Origin of the sequence: Pseudomonas sp. B28(2017) (genome assembly GCF_002113025.1) — a bacterium.
GTDB lineage: Bacteria > Pseudomonadota > Gammaproteobacteria > Pseudomonadales > Pseudomonadaceae > Aquipseudomonas.
In genome coordinates, this window is the sequence record NZ_NEJH01000003.1 from 446871 (window position 1) to 463698 (window position 16828).

19 protein-coding genes are annotated in these 16828 nt (G+C 61.0%); 9 read left to right on the forward strand and 10 right to left on the reverse strand.

The features are described from left to right. The first annotated feature begins 8 nt into the window (after positions 1–8). The gene (locus CAF65_RS11340) at positions 9–863 is read left to right on the forward strand and encodes a sulfurtransferase (RefSeq protein WP_085716356.1); all 855 of its coding nucleotides are present in this window, start codon (positions 9–11) and stop codon (positions 861–863) included. A gap of 55 nt (positions 864–918) precedes the next feature. On the opposite strand, the gene CAF65_RS11345 is transcribed toward CAF65_RS11340, so the two are convergent. The 5 genes from CAF65_RS11345 to CAF65_RS11365 all read right to left on the reverse strand — a co-directional run bounded on the left by CAF65_RS11345 (position 919) and on the right by CAF65_RS11365 (position 6409). Beyond that, complete coding sequence (locus tag CAF65_RS11345; RefSeq protein ID WP_085716357.1) at positions 919–1761, reverse strand: AraC family transcriptional regulator; 843 nt, start codon at positions 1759–1761, stop codon at positions 919–921. 3 nt (positions 1762–1764) lie between these two features. After that, positions 1765–2763, reverse strand: a complete 999-nt coding sequence (locus CAF65_RS11350) for a hydrolase (RefSeq protein WP_085716555.1) — start codon at positions 2761–2763, stop codon at positions 1765–1767. Positions 2764–2819: 56 nt separating this feature from the next. After that, entirely contained in the window at positions 2820–3434 is a 615-nt protein-coding gene (gene rsmD / locus CAF65_RS11355; RefSeq protein ID WP_085716358.1) for a 16S rRNA (guanine(966)-N(2))-methyltransferase RsmD, read from the reverse strand. A 136-nt stretch (positions 3435–3570) separates the two neighbouring features. Further along, positions 3571–5061 (reverse strand): pitrilysin family protein, encoded by a 1491-nt coding sequence (locus tag CAF65_RS11360; RefSeq protein ID WP_085716359.1) that lies wholly within the window; start codon positions 5059–5061, stop codon positions 3571–3573. Beyond that, positions 5054–6409 carry a pitrilysin family protein gene (locus CAF65_RS11365; protein WP_085716360.1) on the reverse strand — a complete coding sequence of 452 codons (1356 nt, stop codon included), beginning with the start codon at positions 6407–6409 and terminating at the stop codon, positions 5054–5056. Before CAF65_RS11365 ends, CAF65_RS11360 begins: the two co-directional genes overlap by 8 nt. 343 nt (positions 6410–6752) lie before the next feature. Here CAF65_RS11365 and ftsY point away from each other — a divergent pair, with 343 nt between their 5' ends. The 4 genes from ftsY to rpoH all read left to right on the forward strand — a co-directional run bounded on the left by ftsY (position 6753) and on the right by rpoH (position 10870). Then, positions 6753–8216, forward strand: a complete 1464-nt coding sequence (ftsY, locus tag CAF65_RS11370) for a signal recognition particle-docking protein FtsY (RefSeq protein ID WP_085716361.1) — start codon at positions 6753–6755, stop codon at positions 8214–8216. After that, entirely contained in the window at positions 8213–8884 is a 672-nt protein-coding gene (ftsE, locus tag CAF65_RS11375) for a cell division ATP-binding protein FtsE (RefSeq protein ID WP_007975383.1), read from the forward strand. The genes ftsY and ftsE overlap by 4 nt, the downstream gene beginning before the upstream one ends. Further along, positions 8881–9903 (forward strand): permease-like cell division protein FtsX, encoded by a 1023-nt coding sequence (gene ftsX / locus CAF65_RS11380; RefSeq protein ID WP_085716362.1) that lies wholly within the window; start codon positions 8881–8883, stop codon positions 9901–9903. Before ftsE ends, ftsX begins: the two co-directional genes overlap by 4 nt. Before the next feature lie 112 nt (positions 9904–10015). Next, complete coding sequence (gene rpoH, locus CAF65_RS11385; protein WP_085716363.1) at positions 10016–10870, forward strand: RNA polymerase sigma factor RpoH; 855 nt, start codon at positions 10016–10018, stop codon at positions 10868–10870. A 202-nt stretch (positions 10871–11072) separates the two neighbouring features. Here the strand turns inward: rpoH and mtgA are convergent, their stop codons facing one another. Continuing rightward, positions 11073–11795 (reverse strand): monofunctional biosynthetic peptidoglycan transglycosylase, encoded by a 723-nt coding sequence (gene mtgA, locus CAF65_RS11390; RefSeq protein WP_085716364.1) that lies wholly within the window; start codon positions 11793–11795, stop codon positions 11073–11075. A gap of 74 nt (positions 11796–11869) precedes the next feature. Here mtgA and CAF65_RS11395 point away from each other — a divergent pair, with 74 nt between their 5' ends. From CAF65_RS11395 to trmB, 4 genes are all read left to right on the forward strand, one after another. Further along, positions 11870–12250: a DUF423 domain-containing protein gene (locus tag CAF65_RS11395; RefSeq protein ID WP_085716365.1), complete on the forward strand. Its 381-nt coding sequence runs from the start codon at positions 11870–11872 to the stop codon at positions 12248–12250. 71 nt (positions 12251–12321) lie between these two features. Next, positions 12322–12522, forward strand: a complete 201-nt coding sequence (gene thiS, locus CAF65_RS11400) for a sulfur carrier protein ThiS (protein ID WP_007953386.1) — start codon at positions 12322–12324, stop codon at positions 12520–12522. 60 nt (positions 12523–12582) lie between these two features. Then, positions 12583–13377 (forward strand): thiazole synthase, encoded by a 795-nt coding sequence (locus CAF65_RS11405; RefSeq protein ID WP_008019974.1) that lies wholly within the window; start codon positions 12583–12585, stop codon positions 13375–13377. Between the two features lie 9 nt (positions 13378–13386). Then, positions 13387–14112, forward strand: coding sequence for a tRNA (guanosine(46)-N7)-methyltransferase TrmB (gene trmB, locus CAF65_RS11410; RefSeq protein WP_085716366.1), 726 nt, complete (start codon positions 13387–13389; stop codon positions 14110–14112). A 141-nt stretch (positions 14113–14253) separates the two neighbouring features. Here trmB and CAF65_RS11415 read toward each other — a convergent pair whose 3' ends face one another. The 4 genes from CAF65_RS11415 to CAF65_RS11430 are packed head-to-tail and all read right to left on the reverse strand — an operon-like array spanning position 14254 to position 16813. After that, the gene (locus tag CAF65_RS11415) at positions 14254–14577 is read right to left on the reverse strand and encodes a DUF3392 domain-containing protein (protein ID WP_008019970.1); all 324 of its coding nucleotides are present in this window, start codon (positions 14575–14577) and stop codon (positions 14254–14256) included. Between the two features lie 9 nt (positions 14578–14586). Continuing rightward, the gene (gene hemW, locus CAF65_RS11420; protein WP_085716367.1) at positions 14587–15789 is read right to left on the reverse strand and encodes a radical SAM family heme chaperone HemW; all 1203 of its coding nucleotides are present in this window, start codon (positions 15787–15789) and stop codon (positions 14587–14589) included. Next, entirely contained in the window at positions 15786–16382 is a 597-nt protein-coding gene (gene rdgB, locus CAF65_RS11425; RefSeq protein WP_085716368.1) for an RdgB/HAM1 family non-canonical purine NTP pyrophosphatase, read from the reverse strand. Before rdgB ends, hemW begins: the two co-directional genes overlap by 4 nt. Then, complete coding sequence (locus tag CAF65_RS11430) at positions 16379–16813, reverse strand: DUF4426 domain-containing protein (RefSeq protein ID WP_085716369.1); 435 nt, start codon at positions 16811–16813, stop codon at positions 16379–16381. Before CAF65_RS11430 ends, rdgB begins: the two co-directional genes overlap by 4 nt. Positions 16814–16828: the final 15 nt, after the last annotated feature.

Genomic DNA, 16828 nt, shown 5'->3' on the forward strand with positions numbered 1-16828 from the left:
AGCCCGCTATGCCCATTGCGCAATTGATCAGCCCGCAAGCACTGGACCTGAAAAAGGACCAGCCGGGGCTGGTGATTCTGGATTGTCGTTTTGCTCTCGAAGACCCGGATTACGGCCAGCGCAGCTATGCCGAAGGGCACATCACCGGTTCGAGCCATGCCGACCTTGAGCGTGATTTGAGTGGCGCTGTGGTCAAGGGCGTGACCGGGCGTCATCCGCTGCCCGAGCCAGCGCAGTTGATCGAGCGCCTGCAAGCCTGGGGCATCAATGCCGATAGCGAAGTGGTTCTGTATGACGACGGTCCGGGTGCCTATGCGGCGCGGGCCTGGTGGTTGCTGGCATGGTTGGGCAAGCGCGACGGTGTATTCATCCTCGATGGCGGTCTCAAGGCCTGGCATGCGGCCGGTTTGCCACTGAGTCTGGATGCGCCGGCGATCGCCCGTGGCTCCTTCACCGGCAGTCCTGACATGGCATTGCTGATCAGTGCCGAGCAGCTGCAAAAGCGTCTCGCCAGACCGGAACTGACCCTGCTCGATGCCCGTGCACTGCCGCGTTTCAAGGGCGAAGTGGAACCGATCGATCCGGTAGCCGGGCACATTCCTGGTGCCCAGTGTGCGGCATTTACCGACAACCTGGGCAGTGACGGGCATTTCCTGCCGGCCGCTCAGCTCAAGCAGCGCTTCGCCACCAAACTGGGTGGTCGTTCTCCGAATGATCTGGTGGCGTACTGCGGTTCCGGCGTGACGGCGTGCCACAACCTGTTTGCGTTGTGTCTGGCCGGTTATCCATTGGCTTCGTTGTATGCAGGGTCGTGGAGCGAATGGATCAACGAGCCTGCGCGGGGCGTCGCCACCGGCGAATAAACACCACATAACCCTGTGGGAGCGAGCAGGCTCGCTCCCACAGGGATTTTTGTCGTCATCGAGATCCGGGCAACTGCCGCGCACTGCGATACGCCCCCGGCCCAACCCCATATACCTGCTTGAACTGCCGGCTCAGATGGCTCTGGTCGGCAAATCCCAGTTGCGTCGCGACTTCCAGCGGCAAACAACCACTTTGCAATAACCCTCGCGCCCGGGCGATGCGCTGCTGCATCAGCCAGGTGTGTGGCGGCATGCCGGTGGCCCGGCGGAACACCCGGGCGAAATGGAAGGGCGAAAGGTTGACCGCCGCCGCCAGTGTCTCCAGTGAAGGCGGTGCTGCCAGTTGCGCGTGCAGCAAGTCCTTGGCCAGGCTCACGGCCCGATGTTCCTTGCCGGGTTTGGCGGCATCGGGGACTGCCGCATGGCGCTGTAACAGTGACAGCATCAGTTCGCGCCAGGCGGTTTGCTGTTGCAGTGCGGTGGAGGGGCTTTCCAGCAAGCGGTGCAATTGACAGAAACCGCTCACCAGATCCTGGTCGCGATACAGTGTGGCGCCGAAGGCTGGCGGGTTGTGGGTCGACAGTTCGAGCTCGGCCAACAGCGAGAGTATCTGTTCGCTGTCCGGATAAAACGCCCGGTACAGCCAGCCATCCTCAGTGCCTTTGTGGCCGGTGTGCAATTCATCGGGGTTGATCAGCACCAGCGTGCCGCTGCCCGCCAGGTGTTCGGCGCCGCGATAGCGATAACGCTGGGCGCCGGCGATGATCATGCCGATTACATAGCCGTCATGCACATGGGGGGCGAAGCGATGATCGATGTAGCGGGCGGACAACAACTCGACCCCGGCCAGTGGCGGGGTTTGCCAGAAGTGGATCGACTCGCCTTGGTCCGCGCCCATGATTCAAGCGCGCCCTACGGCGGCCAGCCACGCGGGGATGCGCCGTTCCAGGTAGTAACCCGGCTGCCTGAGCGTGCCGTCGACAAAACCGACATGCCCACCCTTGGCTTGCAGTTCGAATTGCGTGCAAGCGGACAACTCATCGACGTGCGGCAGGCTGTGAGGAAACACGAAGGGGTCGTCGGCGGCCTGGATCATCAAGGTCGGTGTACGAATTTCACCAAGGAAATAGCGGCTGGAGGCCCGGCGATAGTAATCCTCGGCATCGGCGAAACCGTTCAGCGGCGCGGTTACCCGGCCATCGAAATCCCAGAATGTGCGCATGTTTTCCAGTGATCCGAGGGCCGCCAGGGCTGCCAGGCCTTCCTCGCGTCCGTCGTGCTGGAACTGTCGCTGTTTGTTCTTGATGTAGGCGACCATCTCGCGCATGAAATGCGCCTGGTAAACCCTGGAGAAGCCCTGGCCGATGCGGTCGGCGCACTGGTCCAGGCGGAACGGTACCGACACCGCCACGGCCCCCGTCACGCCGCTGTCGCTGCCGGTTTCACCCAAGTGCTTGAGCAGGACATTGCCGCCCAGTGAGTAACCCACCGCATACAGCGGTGCGAGAGGCCGTTTGGCCCGCAAGTGCCTGATGGTTTCGGCCAGGTCTTCACTGGCGCCGGAATGGTAGCTGCGCGGCAGCAGATTGGGTTCGCCCGAGCAACCGCGCCAGTTCAGCGCGACGCTGGCCCAGCCCCGGTCGCCCAAGGCTTTTTGCATACCGGCCACGTAAGGCGAATTCGAAGAACCGGTGAGCCCGTGCAACACCAGCACCAAAGGCGCGTCGGCGCTGTGCGGGCCGTGCCAGTCCAGATCGAGAAAGTCGCCATCTTCAAGCCACAGGCGTTCGCGTTCGCGGCCGATGTGCACGGTTTTACGCCACAGCGGCCCCCACAAGGTTTGCAAGTGCGGGTTGCCGAGGCCGAAGGCGGGGGTGAAGCGTTCTGGCGGATGAGACACGATCATTCTCGATGCAGCGGTGCGTAGTGGGAACGCACCTTTTTCAGGCCGGTCGGTTAACCGGCGATCTCTGCCATACGTTGCCACAACGAGTAGTAGACGCGCCCGGATTTCTGCTCCCGGTGCAGGCGCCAGTTCTGTGGCAGACCCAGGGTTGACGGCGCGGACTCGCTTTCGGTGTACACCCAGGCATCTTCGGCCAGCCATTGGCGCTCTTCGAGCAACTTGCAAACGGCGGGCAACAGATTCTGGTTGAACGGCGGGTCGAGGAACACCAGGTCGTAGGCTGTTGCGGTCTGGGTTTCCAGATAGCGCAGGGCATCCGCGGTCTGGACCTGGCCGTTGGTGCAACGCAGTGTGCCCAAGTGTTCCTTCAGGCTCGATACCGCAAGGCTGCTGGCGTCCAGGGCCTGCCCCATGGCCGCACCACGGGACAAGGCTTCGAGGAACAGCGCGCCGCTACCGGTGAACGGGTCGAGCACCTTGGCGCCCGGCACGTACGGTGCGAGCCAGTTGAACAGGGTTTCACGCACGCGGTCGGGCGTCGGGCGCAGGCCCGGGGCGTCGGGGAAGCTCAGCTTCCGGCTGCGCCATTCGCCGCCGATGATGCGCAGCTGGTTTACGCCATTGTGGACGTTTTTGGCGGGTTTTTTAGGATGAGGGCCTGGCATCAATTATTTCCTGTGCCGCGTTGTTGTCTGAAAGCGGGCCAGGCAAGGCGCAGTCCGCTGGTAATGGTTGTTCCCTTGCCAAGGACTGCAACGAAGCCCGGCGCGGCACAGGAAATAATTGATGCCAGGCCCATTATTAGTGCTCCGGAACCCCGAGCGGTTGCTCGGAAGGTTTATCAGTAGGGGCCGGTAACGGCTGTTGCGGCACGGTCGGGCCAGCGCTGACGATGACCATTTTGTCCGTGCTCAAGTGTTTGTTCATGGCGGCTTTGACCTGCTCGACGGTCAAGGCCTGGGACTGTTGCATGAAGTCTTCCAGGTGGCTCAACGGCAGGTTGTAGAAACCAATGGCGCCCAGTTGGCCGACGATATCGGCGTTGCTGGCGGTGGACAGCGGGAAGCTGCCGGCCAGTTCGCGCTTGGCGTCGTCGAGCTCTTTTTCGGTCGGGCCGGTTTTAAGGTAGTCGGCCAGTACGTCCTGCACCAGTTTGAGGGTGCCTTCGCTCATCTCGGCGCGGGTTTGCAGGTTGATCATGAACGGGCCACGCGCCTGCATCGGCGTGAAGCCTGAATACACGCCGTAAGTCAGGCCACGCTTCTCGCGCACTTCGCTCATCAAGCGGGTGCCGAAGCCGCCGCCACCGAGAATCTGGTTACCCATGGACAACGCTGCGTAGTCCGGGTCGTCGCGGTCGATGCCCAGTTGCGCGAGCATCAGGTTGGTCTGCTTGGACGGGAACTCGATATGGTTGACGCCAGCCTTGGGCTCGACAGGCTGTGCGATTTTCGGCAAGGCCGGGCCTTTTGGCAGGGCGCTGGAAACCTGTGCGGCAATCGTCTCGGCTTCTGCGCGGGACAGGTCGCCGACCAGCGCGATCACCACGTTACCTGCTGCGTAGGCTTTATCGTGGAACGCACGCAGTTGTGCCGCGGTAATCGTCGGTACGGTTTTCGCCGTGCCATCGCTGGCATGTGCGTATGGGTGATCACCGTACAAGCGGTTCATCAGCTCCAGGCTGGCCAGTTTGCCGGGGTTCTGTTTCTGGTATTCGAAACCGGCGAGCATCTGGTTCTTGATGCGGGCCAGCGAATCGGCAGGGAAAGTCGGCTTGCCGATGACTTCGGCAAACAGCTTCAGGGCCGGCTCGCGCTTGTCCCTGGCACTCAGGCTGCGCAGCGAAGCGATTGCCATGTCCTTATAAGCGCCGTTGCCGAAATCGGCACCCAGGCCTTCGAAGCCCTGGGCAATGGCACCGACATCTTTTCCGGCCACGCCTTCGTTGAGCATGGCGTTGGTCAACACCGCCACCCCCGGTGCATTGCCGTCCTGGCTGCTGCCGGCGGCGAAGATCAGGCGCATGTCGAACATTGGCAGCTCATGGGCTTCGACAAACAGCACCTTGGTGCCTTCAGCGGTGCTCCAGGTCTGGACGTCGAGCTTGCGGTGGTCCGGTGCCTTGCCATTGAGTTCGGTGAGCGATTGCAGTTTCTGGCTGGCCTGGGCCTTGTCCAGGGCTTCGCTGGCATTGGTTTGGCCAGGGCGTGACAAATAGAACGCGGCGGAACCGATAACGGCAATGGCGACCAGGCCGATCAGGGCCAGGCGGGAGGGTTTACGCTCACTCATGAGTCGTCTCCAGAGGCAGTACATGGGCGACGCTGAGACGTTCGCGGGTGAAATACAGCTTGGCGGCTTTCTGGATGTCTTGCGGTGTCACGCTTTCCAGGTCGGCCAGTTCGGTGTCCATCAGCTTCCATGACAGGCCGACGGTTTCCAGTTGGCCGATGGCGGTGGCCTGGCTGGTGATCGAGTCGCGCTCGTAAACCAGGCCGGCAATGACTTGTGCGCGAACCCGTTCCAGTTCTTCGGCGGTAGGCGCCGTGGTTTTCAGCTGGTCGAGCAGCTTCCACAAACCGGCTTCCGCTTGGGCGATGGTTTTGTGTTTTTGTGAGTTTGGTGATGCCGACAGGGTAAAGAGACTGTCGCCACGGGTATAGGCGTCGTAACTCGACGAGCCGCCGGACACCAGTTCTTCTCCGCGCTCCAGCTGCGTCGGAATGCGCCCGCTGTAGCCGCCATCGAGCAGCGCCGAGATCAGGCGCAGGGCATTGACCAGGCGTTTGTCATCGGTGGTGGCTATGCCCGGCACGTTGAAGGCCAGCATCAGGCTGGGCAGTTGGGTCTGCACGTGCAGGGTGATCTGGCGCTCGCCGGGTTCGGCCAGTTCCAGCGGTTTTTTCGCGGCGGGCACATCACGCTTGGCGATCGGGCCGAAATAGCGCTGGGCCAGCGCCTTGACTTCGTCAGGCGTCACGTCGCCGACCACCACCAATGTGGCGTTGTTCGGTACGTACCAGGTCTGGTACCAGTGGCGCAGTTCTTCGACCTTCATTCGCTCAAGGTCAGCCATCCAGCCGATGGTCGGCGTGTGATAGCCGCTGGCCGGGTAGGCCATGGCCTTGAAACGTTCGTAGGCCTTGGACATCGGTTTGTCATCGGTACGCAGGCGACGTTCTTCCTTGATGACCTCGATTTCCTTGGCGAACTCGTCGGCAGGCAGGCGCAGACTGGCCATGCGGTCGGCCTCCAGCTCGAAGGCGACGCCCAGGCGGTCGCGGGCCAGCACCTGGTAGTACGCGGTGAAGTCGTCGCTGGTGAATGCATTCTCTTCGGCGCCGAGGTCGCGCAGGATCAGCGAGGCTTCGCCGGGTCCAACTTTTTCGCTGCCCTTGAACATCATGTGTTCCAGAGCGTGGGACAGGCCGGTATTGCCCGGTGTCTCGTAGCTGGAGCCGACCTTGTACCAGACCTGGGAAACCACCACGGGCGCACGGTGGTCTTCACGCACGACTACCTTCAGGCCATTGTCGAGGGTGAATTCGTGGGTGGGTTGCGGGTCGGCAGCCAGGGCCGAAAGGGGCAGGCAAACTGTGCTGAGCAGCAGGCCTGCGGCGCGGCGGGCAAGAGCATTCATTCGTTTTCAAACCTTTGGGGCTGCCCGCTTGTTCTTAGCGTCAGCGGGCGAGAGGGTGCTAGGATACTGATCCGTTTTAGCGGCGGCCACGCCTATCAGGCCTTTATGCTTGATCAGGTTGTATGGGTTTGCGGCCGAAGGTGGATATTTATCTACTAAATTCTACCTTTTCGCCGATTTTGCTGCTTTAGTCCTATGAGAAATCGATTTTTTGAGGCGCCGATGAGCACCTCGACAAAATGTTGCGCGTGAACAAGCTGGGTCAATCGCAGTCTGTTCTGCATCGAATATTTATTTGCCGGGGCGCCATTGGCGCGTCGCTACCGTGAGATAGCCGTCCTCCATGTTTGGTTCCAACGACGACAAGAAGACCCCAGCTGCGGCTGGCGAGAAGAAAAGCCTGTTCGGATGGCTGCGCAAAAAGCCGCAGGAACCCGCCGTCGAACAGCCACAACCCATTCCTGAGCCAGCGCCTGCCGCGGCTCCGGTAATAGAACAAGCGCCCGCGCCGGTACTGCAACAGCAGGCCGAACCTGCCCGAGAAATCATCGGGCAGCCGCTGACTACCGCTGCCGAGCCATGGCTGACCTTGCCCGTGGCAGAAGAGCCGGTGGCGCTGGTCGAGAATGACCTGGCACCCCATGTGACCCCGCCGATCCCGGCCCCGGCAGCGTTCACGCCGGCACCGGTCCATGCGCCGGTGGTCGAGCCGGTGGTGGCACCCGTCGTTGTGGCTGAGTCTGCACCTGCACCGGTTGTAATCGAGCCGGTTGCCCCGCCCGTCGTGGCCCCGGTAGTTCCGATTGTTGCAGCAACTGCTTCCGTCCCCGCTCCGGTCGAAACCCCGGTCGCGTCGGCACGCACCGAAGAAACCAAGGCCGGTTTCTTTGCCCGCCTCAAGCAGGGACTGTCCAAGACCAGCGCCAGTATTGGCGAAGGCATGGCCAGCCTGTTTCTGGGCAAGAAGGTCATTGATGACGAGCTGCTCGAAGATCTCGAGACTCGTTTGCTGACCGCCGATGTCGGCGTAGAAGCCACGTCGGTGATCATTCAGCGTTTGACGCAGAAGGTCGCACGCAAAGAGCTGGCCGACGCCAATGCCCTGTACAAATCCCTGCAGGCCGAATTGGCCGCCATGCTCAAGCCTGTCGAGCAGCCGCTGAAAGTCGCCTCGCAGAACAAGCCGTTCGTGATTCTGGTCGTCGGCGTCAACGGTGCCGGCAAGACCACCACCATCGGCAAGCTGGCGAAGAAACTGCAGCTGGAAGGCAAGAAAGTCATGCTGGCGGCCGGTGATACCTTCCGTGCGGCGGCGGTGGAGCAGTTGCAGGTATGGGGTGAGCGCAACAAGATCCCGGTGATCGCGCAGCACACTGGCGCTGACTCGGCTTCGGTGATCTTCGACGCCGTGCAGGCCGCCAAGGCTCGTGGCATCGATGTGCTGATCGCCGACACCGCCGGTCGCCTGCACACCAAAGACAACCTGATGGAAGAGCTGAAAAAGGTTCGCCGGGTGATCGGTAAACTTGACGCCGACGCACCTCACGAAGTGCTATTGGTGCTTGACGCCGGCACCGGCCAGAATGCCATCAACCAGGCCAAGCAATTCAACCAGACCGTCGAACTGACTGGTCTGGCGCTGACCAAGCTCGACGGCACCGCGAAAGGCGGGGTAATTTTCGCCCTGGCCAAGCAATTCGGCTTGCCGATCCGTTACATCGGCGTCGGCGAAGGCATCGACGATTTGCGTACCTTTGAAGCAGAACCCTTTGTCCAGGCATTGTTTGCCGAACGGGAGCGTTCATGATTCGTTTCGAACAGGTCGGTAAACGCTACCCGAACGGTCACGTCGGCTTGCATGAGCTGAGCTTTCGAGTCCGTCGTGGCGAGTTTCTGTTTGTCACCGGCCATTCCGGTGCCGGTAAATCCACCCTGTTGCGCCTGTTGCTGGCCATGGAGCGTCCGACCAGCGGCAAGTTGCTGCTCGCCGGGCAAGACCTGAGCACTATCAGCAACGCGCAGATACCTTTCCTGCGTCGGCAGATCGGCGTGGTGTTCCAGAATCACCAGTTGCTGTTCGATCGCACGGTGTTCAATAACGTTGCGTTGCCTTTGCAGATCCTGGGCCTGTCCAAGGCCGAGATCGCCAAGCGCGTGGACTCGGCACTGGAGCGCGTGGCGCTGTCGGATAAAACCGATCTGTACCCGGGTGACCTGTCCACTGGTCAGCAGCAGCGCGTCGGTATCGCCCGCGCCATCGTCCACCGCCCGGCCTTGCTTCTGGCGGACGAACCGACCGGTAACCTCGACCCGCGTCTGGCTGCCGAAATCATGGGTGTGTTCGAAGACATCAACCGTCTGGGCACCAGCGTGTTGATCGCCAGTCACGACCTGGCCCTGATCGCCCGCATGCGTCACCGCATGCTGACCCTGCAGCGCGGCCGATTGATCGGCGACGGGGAGGCTGCCGTATGAGTGCTACCCGCAGCCCGAAGGTTTCCGAGCGCGTGGCCCCGAAAGCCGCCGATCCGCAACCGCAAAAGAAAAAACACGACGATGACGACGGGCCGGACTTCGCCACGTTGTTCCGTGCCTGGATCGAAAGCCATCGTGCCAGCCTGGTGGACAGTCTGCGTCGCCTGGGTAAACAACCCATCGGCAGCTTTTTCACCTGCATGGTGATGGCGGTGGCCCTGAGTTTGCCCATGGGCCTGTCACTTTTGCTAAGTAACGTCGAGCGTCTGGGCGGTTCCTGGCAGCGCGCGGCGCAGATTTCCCTGTACCTGGAAATCGAGGCGAGCCCAGCGCAAGGCGAGGCGTTGCGCGATCAGATCAAGGGCATGCCTGGTGTCGCCGAGGCCGAATATGTTGGCCGGGAGCAGGCACTGGAAGAGTTCCAGCAACAGTCCGGTCTGGGCGAGGCGCTCAAGGAGCTGCCGGAGAACCCGCTACCTGGCGTGGTGTTGGTAACGCCGACTGAAGTCGACAAGCCGGCCCTTGAAGCATTAAGACAAAAACTTTCCGAGTTGCCAAAGGTACAGCAGGCGCAACTTGATTTAGTCTGGGTCGAGCGCCTGGCCGCCATCCTCAAGCTGGGTGACCGTTTTGTCTTCGGTCTGACCGTGCTTCTGGTTTCTGCATTACTTTTGGTGATAGGCAATACCATTCGTCTTCATATTGAAAACCGCCGCACAGAGATAGAAGTGATTAAACTGGTCGGCGGCACTGACAGCTATGTACGCAGGCCCTTTCTATATATGGGCGCGCTGTATGGCTTCGGTGCGGGGGTTCTGTCCTGGGGCGTACTGGCGTTCGGCCTTGACTGGCTGAACGACGCGGTGGTGGGGCTGGCCGGTTTGTACGGCAGTGACTTTGCGCTGGCTGGAGTGCCAGTTGCCGACGGTCTGTCTCTCTTGCTTGGCGCGGTGCTGTTGGGGTATATCGGTGCATGGATTGCAGTCGCACGCCACCTGAGGGAGCTTGCGCCTAAGTAGTATCATTTTGCTCGTATTGACCTTTCAGCGTTTTTGGGAACTTGTCTTTCGGTTTCCGGTCAATTTTCGCAGTGCTGAACTGCACGAGTTTGTAAGTCGGAGGTTTTTTCGTATGACCAATTCTTTGCAACCTGCATATGCTCTGGTCCCGGGTGCGAACCTGGAGGCCTATGTGCACACCGTCAACAGCATTCCATTGCTGTCGCCGGAGCAGGAGCGTGAACTGGCCGAGAGTCTCTATTATGAGCAGGATCTGGGGGCGGCTCGGCAGATGGTGCTCGCCCACCTGCGTTTTGTCGTACATATCGCCCGTAGCTATTCCGGCTATGGTCTGGCTCAGGCTGACCTGATCCAGGAAGGTAACGTCGGCCTGATGAAGGCCGTGAAGCGCTTCAACCCGGAAATGGGTGTGCGCCTGGTGTCCTTTGCCGTGCACTGGATCAAGGCGGAAATCCACGAGTTCATCCTGCGCAACTGGCGCATCGTGAAAGTCGCGACCACCAAGGCCCAGCGCAAGCTGTTCTTCAACCTGCGCAGCCAGAAGAAGCGTCTGGCCTGGTTGAATAACGAGGAAGTTCATCGCGTAGCGGAAAGCCTGGGTGTAGAGCCTCGGGAAGTACGCGAGATGGAAAGTCGCCTGACCGGCCATGACATGGCCTTCGACCCGGCTGCCGAAGCGGACGATGACAGTGCATTCCAGTCGCCGGCCAACTATCTGGAAGACCACCGGTACGACCCGGCGCGTCAACTTGAAGACGCAGACTGGAGCGACAACTCCAACCACAACCTGCACGAAGCGCTGGAAGTGCTGGACGAGCGCAGCCGTGACATTCTCTACCAGCGCTGGCTGGCGGAAGAAAAAGCCACGCTGCATGACCTGGCGCAGAAGTACAACGTGTCGGCCGAGCGTATTCGCCAGCTCGAGAAGAGCGCGATGAACAAGCTCAAGTTGTCGATCGCCGCGTAACTGGCGAGCAGGCAAACAAAAACGCCCCGATCATTGATCGGGGCGTTTTTGTTTGTTCCTGCTATTCCTGATCATGCCACGACCCCTTGTAGGAGCGAGCGTGCTCGCGATGGTCGTGAACGATAACGCGTAAAACCAGATGCCCAGCGGCGCCCCTGGGTTTTTCGCGAGCTGGCTCGCTCCTGCAAGGGGTCGTGGCGTGTTATGGGGACCACGGCGCCCGGCGGGAATCGTTGAGCCCAACCAGATAACTGTCACCACCCAGCTGGCTCATCTGCCGCCGTATCCAGCCGGCACGACGCGCGACGTAGGAAGTAGGGTGACTGGCGCTCCACACTCGCGGGTTCGGCAACACTGCCGCCAGCAAGCTGGCCTGTTGGCGGGACAAGGAGCGGGCGCTTACGCCGAAGTGATGCCGGGCTGCGGCCTCTGCACCAAACACCCCATCATCCCATTCGACGCTATTGAGATAAACCTCAAGAATCCGCTGCTTGGGCCAGAGCACTTCAATTAACGCAGTAAACCAGGCCTCCAGGCCTTTGCGCAGCCAGCTGCGGCCGGACCACAGGAACAGGTTTTTCGAGACTTGCTGGCTCAGAGTGCTGGCGCCACGGATCGAACCGCCGCGCTCGTTATGGGCAAACGCTGCCTGAATCGCGCCGATATCGAAGCCCCAGTGCTCGGAGAACTTCTGGTCTTCTCCGGCAATCACGGCGACTTTCAGGTCATCGGAGATCTCGTCCCAGGGTTTCCAGGTCCGTTGCAGGTCAATGGGTTCGCCATCGAACCAGGACTCGATCTTGCGTTCGACCATCAGCGCCGTCCCTGGTGGCGGCACCACGCGAAAGATCAGCACCAGCAATACGCTGCCACCCATGAACCAGAGCACGGCCTTGGTGAAAAGACGAAAATAGATACGCAGCATAGAGATGGCTTGGCCGAACCTGTTGAGCGGGCCATTATACAGACCCTGTTGATCGAGTCTGACTGGAGTTCTGCATGCTGCGTGGCTTTCTGATGCTGGCTGCTTTTTTCGGCTTCACCGGTGTCGGCCTTGGGGCCTTTGCCGCCCACGGCCTGAAGAACCGTCTGACACCTGAATATCTGACGATTTTTCATACCGGCGTCACCTATCATCTGGTGCACACCCTGGCGCTGCTGGGTGTGGCGCTGCTGGCCACGCAGGTTCCCGGTCGTTTGGTCGGCTGGGCCGGCGCATCGTTTGCCGTCGGGATCCTGCTGTTCTCCGGCAGTCTTTACGTGCTGACGCTGACGGGTATCAGCAAGCTTGGCATCGTCACCCCGTTTGGCGGTCTGGCCTTCCTCGCGGGTTGGCTCTGCCTGGGCCTCGCCGCCTGGCGCTTGCCGCTGACCACTTGACGCTTATTGCTGACCTTTAGGTCACGATCGGGCTAGAATGCCTGCCCCTAAAAATGATGGCGGCATCCGGCATGCGCATTCAGTTGAACGGCGAATCCTTTGAACTGCCCGACGGTGAAACCGTTGCGGCCCTGCTGACCCGTCTGGACCTGACCGGACGCCGGGTGGCGGTCGAACTCAATCTGGATATCGTCCCGCGCAGCCAGCACGCAGACACCACGTTGAACGACGGCGACAACGTCGAAGTGGTACACGCCATCGGCGGCGGCTAACGGCCTCGGCCGATTGGCCGCAGAATTCTGCAAGAACCTCACCCCTACAGAGGATTTCCCATGAGCATCGTTCGTAGCGACAAGCCTTTCGTCCTGGCCGGTCGTACTTACCAGTCGCGGTTGCTGGTCGGTACCGGCAAGTACCGTGACATGGAAGAAACCCGTCAGGCCATCGAAGCCTCGGGTGCCGAAATCGTCACTTTCGCCGTGCGCCGCACCAACCTCGGGCAGATCGAAGGCGAACCGAACCTGCTTGAGGTGCTGTCGCCGGATCGCTACACCTTCCTGCCGAACACAGCCGGTTGCTACGACGCTATCGAGGCCGTGCGCACCTGCCGCCTGGCCCGTGAGCTGCTCGATGGCCACAACCTGGTGAAGCTGGAAGTGCTGGCGGATCAGAAAACCCTGTTCCCCAACGTGATCGAAACCCTCAAGGCCGCCGAAACGCTGGTCAAGGAAGGCTTCGATGTGATGGTCTACACCAGTGATGACCCGATCATTGCCCGGCAATTGGCGGAAATCGGCTGCATCGCGGTCATGCCGCTGGCCGGTCTGATCGGTTCGGGCCTGGGGATCTGCAACCCGTACAACCTGCAGATCATCCTCGAAGAAGCCAAAATCCCGGTGCTGGTGGATGCCGGTGTCGGTACCGCTTCCGACGCCACCATCGCCATGGAGCTGGGTTGTGATGCGGTGCTGATGAACTCGGCCATCGCTCACGCCCAGCAGCCGGTCATGATGGCTGAAGCCATGAAACATGCGATCGTCGCAGGCCGCCTGGCCTACCTCGCCGGCCGTATGCCGAAAAAACTCTATGCCAGCGCCTCTTCGCCGCTGGATGGTCTGATCAAGTAAGAGCCATTGATGACTGAATCGAACGACACGCCTATCCAGACGGAAGAAGGCGACGAGCGCCAACACCGCCGCATCAAGAGTTTCGTGATGCGCGCCGGGCGCATGACCGAAGGCCAGCAACGCGGCCTGGAGCAGGGCGCGCCGCTGTTCGTGCTGCCGCTGGCCGACGCGCCGGTCGACTTCGACCAGGTGTTCGGTCGCTCGGCGCCGCGCTCGCTGGAAATCGGTTTCGGCATGGGCCATTCGCTGTTGGAAATGGCAGCGGCGGCTCCGGATCAGGATTTCATCGGCGTCGAGGTTCACCGTCCGGGTGTCGGGGCGCTGCTCAATGGCGTGCTGACCCAGGGTCTGACCAACCTGCGGGTCTACGATTGCGATGCCATCGAAGTGCTCAACCGCTGCGTGGCCGATAACAGCCTCGATCGCCTGATGCTGTTTTTCCCGGACCCGTGGCACAAGAGCCGTCACCACAAGCGTCGTATCGTTCAGGCGTCCTTCGCTGAACTGGTGCGAAGCAAGTTGAAGGTTGGCGGCATTCTGCACATGGCCACCGACTGGGAACCGTACGCCGAATACATGCTGGAAGTGATGAACGTTGCGCCGGGTTACCGCAACCTTGCCGAAGACGGCAAGTGCGTACCACGTCCGGCCGAGCGCCCGATCACCAAGTTCGAACGCCGTGGCGAACGGCTTGGGCATGGGGTGTGGGATTTGAAGTTCGAAAAACAGTCCTAAGCTTCACACAATCCAAACTGTAGGAGCGAGCCTGCTCGCGATGAATCCGAGAGCGACGCGGGCATTCAGAATCCACGCGTCATCGTTGACGACCATCGCGAGCAGGCTCGCTCCTACAGTGGTTTTGTGTTGCTCAAAAACTCAGCGACGGTCGGCTACGACGCCAATCAACACCAGTACCACCAGTAGAACCGGCGCCAGGCTGTAGTTGTTGAACTGGCTCAAGCCGCGCACGACCCATGGTGTGGCGTAGATCAGCGCCGCGCCGCTGCCGATCATGCACAGCAGGGACATCAGCGGCACGCGCAAGGCGCCGGCGATGCTGCCCAGGCGCTGCTCGACCCAGCCTTTGAAATCCGCACCAAACAGCACGAGCAGGCAGCCCACCAGGGCCAGGGCGATTTCCGAGAGGTTGCTGCGGCTCCAGCGGGATACTGTGGCCAGCAGGTCGAGTATCAGATCCATTCGATTTCCTTATGTCAGAAATTTCTGCAGCAAGTCGTTGAGGAACAACTGTCCGCGCTCGGTGGCCGCCAGACGTGACGGTTCGACCTGTAGCAGGCCGCTTTGTTCTGCGTCGCGGCGACCTTCGGCGAGGCTGTCCAGCGTCATGCCCGTGCGTTCCGGGTACAGCCGCGATTCGACACCCTCAGTCAGGCGCAGCGCGTTCATCAGGAACTCGAACGGCATCTCTTCATTGCTCAGCGCTTTCTCGCCGGCCTTAAAGCTTTTCGCCGGATTCAGGTAGTCCTTCGGCAGGCGGGTCTTCCAGGTGCGGATGATGCGCCCGTCCGGATGACTGAGCTTGCCGTGGGCGCCGGCGCCGATGCCAATGAAGTCGCCAAAACTCCAGTAATTGAGGTTGTGTCGCGCTGGTCGACCGGGCAGGGCATAGGCCGAGACTTCGTATTGCACATAACCGTGTTCGGCCAGCAGCGCTTGCCCGGCCTCCTGAATGTCCCACAGCGTGTCGTCTTCCGGCAGCGTCGGCGGCTGGTTCCAGAACACCGTGTTCGGTTCCAGGGTCAGTTGATACCACGACAGATGTGTCGGTTTCAGGGCGATAGCTGTGCGCAGGTCAGCCAAGGCATCGTCCAGGGACTGATTCGGCAAGCCATGCATCAAGTCCAGGTTGAAGTTGTCGAACCCGGCCTGCCGCGCCATGCCGGCGGCGCGTACGGCTTCGTCACCGTTGTGAATCCGTCCCAGGGCCTCGAGCTTTTCTTGCTGAAAGCTCTGGATGCCGATCGACAGGCGATTGATCCCCAGTTTCCGGTACGCCACGAACTTGTCCTGCTCGAACGTCCCCGGATTGGCTTCCAGAGTGATTTCGATGTCGCTGGCAAACGGGATGCGTTGCTCGACGCCCTTGAGCAAACGGCCCAGCGCCTCGGCGCTGAACAGGCTCGGCGTGCCGCCACCGAAGAAGATCGAACTCAGCTTACGACCATGGACGGCGTGCAGGTCCTGGTCGAGATCGGCCAGCAAGGCGTCGACGTACTCTTCTTCCGGCAGCACAGGGCTGGCGGTGTGGGAGTTGAAGTCGCAATAAGGGCATTTGCGCACGCACCACGGGATGTGGATGTACAGCGCCAGGGGCGGTAGCACAGGCAAGGCCGCCCGAGGAGATTGCGCGCCGCCGAAGATCAGCGGCGACGCGGATGATTCAGAAGTCATTTCAATCCCAGACGCTGGCGCAGCAGATCCATTGCACGGGCGCGGTGGCTGATCTGGTTTTTGTCGCCGGGCTTGAGTTCCGCGCTGGAGCAATCGCGCTCCGGCACCCAGAACAGCGGGTCGTAGCCGAAACCGTGTTCGCCGCTGGCCTGGGTCAGGATGCGTCCGTGCCACAAACCTTCGCAGAGGATCGGCAACGGATCATCGGCGTGGCGCACCAGTGCCAGTACGCAGACGAACTGCGCGCTACGCTCGGCTTCAGGTACGTCCTTCAACACGTCGAGCAGCTTGGCGTTGTTCGCCGCATCGCCCCGGCCGTCGGCATAACGCGCCGAGTAGATACCTGGCGCTCCGCCGAGGAAATCCACCGCCAGCCCGGAATCGTCGGCCAGTGCCGGCAGGCCGGAAATGCGCGCGGCATTGCGGGCCTTGAGGATGGCGTTCTCGACGAACGACAGACCGGTTTCTTCAGGCTCGACGCTGCTGAACTCGCCGATCGAGCGCAGTTGCACCGATTCGCCGAGCATGGCCTGGAGTTCCTTGAGTTTGCCGGCGTTATGGCTGGCCAGTACGAGTTGCGTGAAATTCATCATTGGCCGGGGAAAAGCTCTTGTTGGAAACTGATGGTGTTGGTTTTGTCGCCGGTCTGCACCTTGATATCGAAGGTGCGGACTTCCTGCTGATCCACCGGGTATTGCGCAATGTAGTAGATCGCGCCTTGTTCGGTGATCTGTTTGAATTTCAGTGGTACGGTCTGGCTGGTCAGGTCTTTGACCGAGCCGCTCACCTGGGCCATCAGTGGCTTGCCTTCCTTGAGTACCGAAATGTTGATCACGCCCTGGTTCTTGCTGCGGATCAGTTCGGCGGACTTGGCAATGTCCGGGGTCAGGTAGGTGGAGTTGAAGGTGTTGTAATGCACCGTCACGTCACCGAAGGTTTCCTTGCGCTCGCCCTTGATGACGTCGGCGGCCATGGTGGTAACGCTCAGGCAGGCAGTGAGTAGAAATAACGCTAGACGACCCATGATCGTTCTCCTTGC